The sequence below is a fragment of the Xylanibacter muris genome (assembly GCF_013166605.1).
GTDB lineage: Bacteria > Bacteroidota > Bacteroidia > Bacteroidales > Bacteroidaceae > Prevotella > Prevotella muris.
The window spans coordinates 110237-117308 of sequence record NZ_JABKKF010000008.1 but is presented as its reverse complement, the minus strand read 5'-3'; the positions used below and the strand labels follow the sequence as shown (position 1 = coordinate 117308).

At 43.6% G+C, this 7072-nt stretch carries 8 protein-coding genes; all 8 read left to right on the top strand.

Annotated features, from left to right (window positions below):
• Positions 1 to 326: hypothetical protein (locus tag HPS56_RS13210; RefSeq protein WP_216655786.1), on the top strand; the 326-nt coding region annotated here is incomplete at its 5' end.
• A 407-nt stretch (positions 327 to 733) separates the two neighbouring features.
• On the top strand, positions 734 to 1273 hold the full coding sequence (locus HPS56_RS09265; RefSeq protein ID WP_253952434.1) for a hypothetical protein: 540 nt from the start codon (positions 734 to 736) through the stop codon (positions 1271 to 1273).
• A gap of 15 nt (positions 1274 to 1288) precedes the next feature.
• Entirely contained in the window at positions 1289 to 1849 is a 561-nt protein-coding gene (locus tag HPS56_RS09260) for a cob(I)yrinic acid a,c-diamide adenosyltransferase (RefSeq protein WP_216655785.1), read from the top strand.
• Positions 1850 to 1894: 45 nt separating this feature from the next.
• Positions 1895 to 2116: a DUF2795 domain-containing protein gene (locus tag HPS56_RS09255; protein WP_021852076.1), complete on the top strand. Its 222-nt coding sequence runs from the start codon at positions 1895 to 1897 to the stop codon at positions 2114 to 2116.
• An 81-nt stretch (positions 2117 to 2197) separates the two neighbouring features.
• A complete protein-coding gene (locus HPS56_RS09250) occupies positions 2198 to 3136 on the top strand; it encodes a PorP/SprF family type IX secretion system membrane protein (protein WP_172275861.1) in 939 nt (312 codons plus the stop codon).
• A 45-nt stretch (positions 3137 to 3181) separates the two neighbouring features.
• Positions 3182 to 4630 (top strand): T9SS ring complex lipoprotein PorK/GldK, encoded by a 1449-nt coding sequence (gene porK / locus HPS56_RS09245; RefSeq protein ID WP_172275860.1) that lies wholly within the window; start codon positions 3182 to 3184, stop codon positions 4628 to 4630.
• A complete protein-coding gene (gene porL / locus HPS56_RS09240) occupies positions 4627 to 5469 on the top strand; it encodes a type IX secretion system motor protein PorL/GldL (RefSeq protein ID WP_172275859.1) in 843 nt (280 codons plus the stop codon). The genes porK and porL overlap by 4 nt, the downstream gene beginning before the upstream one ends.
• Positions 5470 to 5499: 30 nt before the next feature.
• Positions 5500 to 7065 carry a type IX secretion system motor protein PorM/GldM gene (gene porM, locus HPS56_RS09235; RefSeq protein WP_172275858.1) on the top strand — a complete coding sequence of 522 codons (1566 nt, stop codon included), beginning with the start codon at positions 5500 to 5502 and terminating at the stop codon, positions 7063 to 7065.
• Positions 7066 to 7072: the final 7 nt, after the last annotated feature.

Sequence of the window (7072 nt, the reverse complement as noted above, 5' to 3'; positions counted from 1 at the left end):
GAGAAGTTAAGCCCGTCTGCGCCGATGGTACTGCACTGCAATGCGGGAGAGTAGGAGGCCGCCTTCTTTATTTTAATCCCCGGACACTAATGAAGTGTCAGGGGATTTTTTTTTGTCTGTGTGTCCCTGCCTGCTGCGCACTGCAGCAGTGCCGTTTTTTTTGCTCAGTAGCAAATCAGTGGGGATATGATATAGTGGCGGGTATCGTGGGGGAATATACGTATTGCCGGTGGATACATCCCCATGTAGGGGCATCGCTTCGCGATGTGTCCGGTGTGATGTATGTTACAAATATAGCTTGCTCATTAAAGGATATTGCCGTCTGACACGTGCCAAAGGCACGTCCCTACTTGTTGCCTCATGTGGGGATTCCTCCGCCCCTTCAATGAATGATGACACATATTCTACAAACTATGGTACATATTATACCATTGCAGATTCGGAATATTCCACATACGCTTCCTTTCTCTCCCCGAAAGGGAGTCGGAGGGGTTGTCTGGCACGTGTCTACTTTGGGCGTTGGGAGGGAATGCGGGAGGATTGGTGGACGGTGTTATCCTTTATGTTTAAATCGTTCTGCTCCTTTTTGTTTAAACAAGGACGTTTTGTTTAGAAAAATGTATTTTTATTTTGTTTTTATTATAACTTGCTGTAACTTTGCATGTATAATTATTGTTTTTTGATGAACTGATATTTTCAAGTCATGTACCGATTAAAGAGAATGATTGTATGGATGAAAAGGTTACACCAATGCCGTGGCTTTGGGGTGCAAAGTCCTTTTGGATATAGTTTCATACGGTATGTGATAAATGAGCATTATCCGTATTATGCCTATGCGGATCTGGAGAAATCAATGCCATATATAGATAAATGCACCAGGAAGCTTGGAAAGCTATATTTTCGCATTGCCAATTATCTTCAGCCTAAAGTGATATATGACTATTGCCCTACATCAGATGCTTATAATGAATATTTCAGGGCCGGATGTAAAAAGGCTGTGATTGTAGACAAGGTGTGCGACTATTCCGAAGTAGGACTTGCCCGTATTACGCTTACAGACAATTGTCAGTATGAGATAGATAATCTGTTGAATTGCGGTAACGAGCACCTTGTCATAATAGTGGAGAATATATACCGTGATACCAAGAGTAAGGATTTATGGAAGAGCCTTATAGCTGATGAGCGTACCGGAATAACATTTGATTTGTACTATGCCGGTTTGATATTTCTTGACAAGAGCTATTATAAGATGGATTATGTCGTTAATTTTTGATTAAAGCACATTATTATGATAACAAAAGTATATACCAAAACTGGTGACGGAGGTGAGACAAGTATTGTCGGTGGTTTTCGTATCAGTAAGAGTGATGTCCGCCTGGAAGCCTACGGAACGGTGGACGAGTTAAATTCCAATATGGGTTTGCTTGCTTCAATGCTTGAGAATGGGCATGACAAGGAACTTGTTGAGCGTATACAGAATAATCTGTTTAATGTTGGGACACATCTGGCCATAGATCAGTCTAAAACACCCCTTTATGATTCCGGTAAATTGAATGTAGGCGAGATAGAGTCACTGGAGAAAGAGATAGATGCAATCATCAGTATCCTTCCTGAGCAGAAATACTTTGTATTACCTGGCGGATGTACGCAAGCGGCCATAGCACATGTCTGCAGAACTGTTTGCAGAAGAGCTGAACGGAGGGTGGCCGCTTTGTCCGAAACGGCAACAGTTTCTCCGGAAATACTTCAATATCTTAATAGATTGTCTGACTTTCTTTTTGTTTTTGCAAAAAAAATAAATTTAATGGCAGGTATGGAAGAAAAAAGATGGGATAATATTTGTAAATAAGAAATAATTGATTACTTTTGCGGCTACATTTAAAATTTAACGACTATGTATTGGACACTGGAATTAGCATCAAAGCTTGAAGACGCTCCATGGCCTGCCACAAAGGATGAACTGATAGATTATGCAATCCGTTCAGGAGCACCATTAGAGGTATTGGAGAATTTGCAGGAAATAGAAGACGAAGGCGATGTATACGAGAGCATCGAGGATATATGGCCGGATTATCCTACAAAAGAGGATTTTCTCTTTAACGAAGACGAATATTAAGTAAATACCTGAGGCCGTTCTTTTAAGAGCGGCCTTTTTCTTTTTAATGCAATATTTTTTGTAACTCTTCGTTATTATTACGTGCATACACGATATTATCTTATATTGACAGTCTTTATTCTTGCCGTTGTTAAGGTAAGAGCGCAATATGATGCGGTGTTCTCCCATTATTGGGCAATGGAACCGTCATATAATCCTGCGTCAGTGGGGAAGGAGGCCAAAATAAATGCTTCTGCTGCATACTCAATGACTTTGACCGGCTTTGAGAATAATCCCAGGACTATGTATATAGGTGCCGATTTGCCTTTTTATTTTTTGAAAAGCTATCACGGTGTCGGGGCAAATATACTAAATGATGAAATCGGATTGTTTTCACACAAGAAGTTTGCCTTGCAGTATGCTTTCCGTCAAAAGCTTTTTGGCGGAATGTTAGGGGTAGGATTGCAGGCCGGGATGTTGAGTGAGACTTTTGACGGTTCAAAGGTTGATACGGAAGAACCGAGCGACAATGCGTTTCCGTCTTCAGAGGCGACAGGCTCCGCCTTTGACTTGGGAGCAGGTCTTTATTATACTCACCGCAATTGGTATGTTGGGGTTTCGGCTCAACATCTTACATCGCCTACGGTGGAAATCGGTGAAACTTCAAGCTTTAAGATTGAACCTACATTTTATTTGACCGGTGGATACAATATAAAACTAAGAAATCCGTTCTTAACAATACATCCCTCTATGCTGGCCCGTTATGACGGAACAGCCTACAGAGTGGACGTTTCTGGAAGAGTAAGGTATACTAATGAAAAGAAAATCCTGTATGCCGGTGCCGGTTATAGTCCGACAAATTCTGTTACGGTGATGGTTGGAGGCAGTTTCCACGGGATTATTCTTGGATATAGTTATGAGATATATACTTCTGCAATAAGTATAGGTAATGGCAGTCATGAGATATGTATCGGTTATCAGACTGATATCAACATGCAGAAGCGCGGGCGAAATAAACATAAGAGTGTAAGATTATTATAAACTTCATTATATAGATACTTTCATACAGTATACAATAATATGGATATGAGACGAAATAAAATAATAGCAGCTGTTTGTCTTGTGGCTGTGTCGTTGTCGCTTGCCGGATGTTTTGGCGGAAAGGTCACATCATCATCAGGCGGCGAGGTAACAGGTGCCGGCGGCAGAGCTTTCACAGAGCCTACTCCTTATGGCATGACACTTATAAAGAGAGGGCATCTGCGTATGGGTATAGAGAAGCAGGATAGCCTTTGGGGAAAGGAAACACCGGTTAAGGATATTTCGGTTGAAGGATTCTGGATGGATGAGACAGAGGTGACCAACTCGCAGTACCGTCAGTTTGTTTATTATGTGCGTGACTCTATTATAAGAGAACGTCTGGCTGATCCTGCCTATGGCGGAGATGAGACTTATAAGATAGAAGAAGATAAGAATGGCGATCCTGTGACACCGTATCTGAATTGGAAGAAACCTCTTCCAAGAAAGCCGAATGAGGATGAACAGAGGGCGATAGAGAGTGTCTATGTCACAAATCCCATTACTGGAGAGAAAATGCTGGATTACTCCCAGATGAATTACAGGTATGAGGTTTATGACTATGTTACAGCAGCGTTGAGAAGAAACCGCCTTAATCCTGAAGAACGCAATCTGAATACGGATATTGCCGTTGATGCCAACAGTGAGGTATGGATTTCCAAAGATACGGCATATATTGATGACGAGGGGCGTATTGTGCGTCAGACGATCAACCGTCCTCTTTCCGGTCCATGGGATTTCCTCAATACATATATAGTGAACATATATCCCGACACAACGTGCTGGGTCAACGATTTCCCTAATGCAGATAATGAGTCTTATATGCGCTTGTATTTCAGTAATCCCGCATATAATGACTATCCTGTTGTCGGAGTGACATGGGAACAGGCTAATGCTTTCTGTGCATGGCGTACGGAATATCTTCTGAAAGGACTTGGCAATGCGGCACGTTACGTGCAACGTTACAGGCTTCCTACCGAGGCGGAATGGGAATATGCAGCCAGAGGAAAAGAACAGAATGAGTTTCCATGGGATAATAAGGATGTGTCTACGGATAAAGGTTGTTTTTTTGCCAACTTTAAGCCGGACAACGGTAATTATACAAAGGATGGCAACCTTATAACAAGTAAAGTGGGAATATATCAGGCAAACAGCAACGGGTTGTTCGATATGGCCGGTAATGTGGCAGAATGGACAAGCACTATATTCACTGAGGCCGGTGTGGAATCCATGAATGATATAAATCCCCAGTTAAGGTATAATGCGGCAAAGGAGGATCCTTATCGCCTTAAGAAGAAAATAGTCCGTGGAGGTTCATGGAAAGACCCGGAATCTTATATACGTTCAGCCTGGCGTACGTATGAATATCAGAATCAGCCCCGTTCATATATAGGTTTCCGTTGTGTGAGAAGTCTTGCAAACACTACAAGTGATAAATTCAAAAAATCAAAGAAATGACAGTATATAGCAAGTTCAATATAGTTTACCGTCTGCAAAAATGGCTGGACAGTGTGCCAGGGCAGACATTCCTTAACTATGCTTACAGTTGGGGTGCTTCAATCGTTATCCTTGGAACACTTTTTAAGCTTACCCATCTTCCTGGTGCGAATATAATGCTTTATCTCGGTATGGGTACTGAGGTTGTCGTATTTTTCATATCCGCTTTTGACCGTCCGTTTGACAAGACGGCGATAGGCAAGGAACTTCCTACACACATGGAAGAAGATGAAGAAGGACAGGAATCAGGTGAGTTTGAAAATACTGAATCGGAAAGTCATGCCGTTCAGGGTGGCGTTTCTGGAGGGACTATAATAATCGGAGGAATGCAAGGTGCTTCCGGTGAGGGTATTTCAGGTGGTAATGTATCCTTGGACAATATTCCCGGAGGACAAGTTTCCACCGGTGGCGCGGCAGTCGCTTTTGCCGGTACTCCTGAGTGGATGCAGCAGCAACAGCAGGTTTCACCGGAAATGGAAGAGGCAACCAATAATTATGTGGATGAGTTGAAGAGACTCACTGAGATGCTTGCCAAAGTTGCAGACCAGAGTCAGAGACTTACAAGGGATTCTGAGGAAATGGAGAATCTTAACCGTACTCTTACCGGTATATGTAAGGTTTATGAGATGCAACTCAAGGGTGCCAGCGCACAGATTGGCACTATTGACCAGATTAACGATCAGTCACGTAAGATGGCGGATCAGATTGCCGAGCTTAATAAGATTTATGCCCGCATGATTGAGGCAATGACTGTGAATATGCGTGTCGCGCCTGTTCAGGGGAGTGACTTACGTGAATAATATTGAAAAAGAAATAAACGCTTTGTTTAGATGGCAATAAAGAAAAGGCCGGTATCCCCGCGTCAGAAGATGATAAATCTGTTGTATGTTGTGCTTATGGCAATGCTTGCGCTCAACGTATCTACAGAGGTACTCAATGGCTTCTCCTTAGTGGAGGAGAGTATTGGACGGACCACATCCAATGCCGCAAAAGAGAACCAGGTTATATATGATAATTTTGTTGAGCAGCTTAAGGCTAACCCCGCAAAGGTTAAGGCTTGGTTTGACAAGGCGCAGGAGGTGAAGCGTATAAGCGATTCTCTTTATAACTTTGCTGACGAGCTTAAGTTTGCCATTGTACGTGAGGCGGACGGTGACGACGCTGATGTGAAGAATATCCGTGCAAAGGAAGACCTTGAGGCTGCCAATCAGGTTATGCTTGCCCCGGGCCGTGGCAAGGGCGCAGCCTTGTATAAGGCGATAAATTCGTTTCGCGAGCGCATACTAATGATGGTTCCTGATTCTGCACAGAGGGAAATAATAAGTAACAATCTGTCGACCCAGATTCCTAAAACAGCCTTGACAATGGGAAGGAACTGGCAGGAATACATGTTTGAGGATATGCCGGTGGCAGCAGCTGTGACACTTCTTTCAAAACTGCAGAGCGATGTGCGTTATGCGGAGGGGGAGGTCCTTCACAGACTTGTTGCGAATATAGATATGAAAGACATACGTGTTAACTCTCTCAATGCCTTTGTCATTCCAAATTCCCAGACAGTTGTAAGGGGCGACAAGTTCTCTGCACATATCGTTATGGCGGCAGTTGATACCACACAGCAGCCTGACATTTATATAGGAAACCGGAAGATGGAATTGCGCAACGGACTGTATGAGACGGTATGCGGGCGTACAGGTGATTTCACACTTGCTGGTTTTATCGAGGTTTTTAATGGAAGCGGAGAGCGTATACGACGTGATTTTTCACAGAAGTATACTGTTGTGGATCCCACCGCTACGGTGTCTGCCGATCTTATGAACATGCTCTATGCCGGATACAGCAATCCTATAAGTGTGAGTGTGCCAGGTGTACCGCTTAATAAAGTTCAGGCCACGATGTCGGGTGGAACGCTTCAGCCTGTTGGTCCGGGGCGTTATATAGCACGTCCGGCTGCAGTAGGCAAGGATGTTACCATAACAGTCACGTCAACGAATACGGGGCGTGTCCAGCAGATGGGACAATTCACGTTCCGTGTACGTAAGTTGCCTGATCCTACTGCATTCATATCCGTAAAAGACGAACATGGAAATCCCGACCGGTATAAGGGAGGAGCATTGTTAAAGAGTCGTCTTATGGCGGCTGAAGGCATAGGGGCCGCCATTGACGACGGTATACTTGACATCTCATTCCGTGTATTGAGTTTTGAGACAAAGTTCTACGATAATATGGGAAATGCCGTGCCGATGATAAGCGACGGTGCCAGATTTTCCGAGCGGCAGCGTTCCACGTTCCGTAAGCTGAGTCGTAACAAGAGCTTCTATATCTCGGGGGTTACTGTAGTAGGACCGGACGGAATACAGCGTAAGCTTACATCGTCTATGGAGGTTACTGTAAAATAAGAATAAC

Excerpts from the sequence above, each read along its gene's own strand:
- HPS56_RS09265 (WP_253952434.1), top strand. The coding sequence starts at position 734 with ATGAAAAGGTTACACCAATGCCGTGGCTTTGGGGTGCAAAGTCCTTTT.
- HPS56_RS09260 (WP_216655785.1), top strand. The coding sequence starts at position 1,289 with ATGATAACAAAAGTATATACCAAAACTGGTGACGGAGGTGAGACAAGT.
- HPS56_RS09255 (WP_021852076.1), top strand. The coding sequence starts at position 1,895 with ATGTATTGGACACTGGAATTAGCATCAAAGCTTGAAGACGCTCCATGG.
- porK (WP_172275860.1), top strand. The coding sequence starts at position 3,182 with ATGAGACGAAATAAAATAATAGCAGCTGTTTGTCTTGTGGCTGTGTCG.
- porL (WP_172275859.1), top strand. The coding sequence starts at position 4,627 with ATGACAGTATATAGCAAGTTCAATATAGTTTACCGTCTGCAAAAATGG.
- porM (WP_172275858.1), top strand. The coding sequence starts at position 5,500 with ATGGCAATAAAGAAAAGGCCGGTATCCCCGCGTCAGAAGATGATAAAT.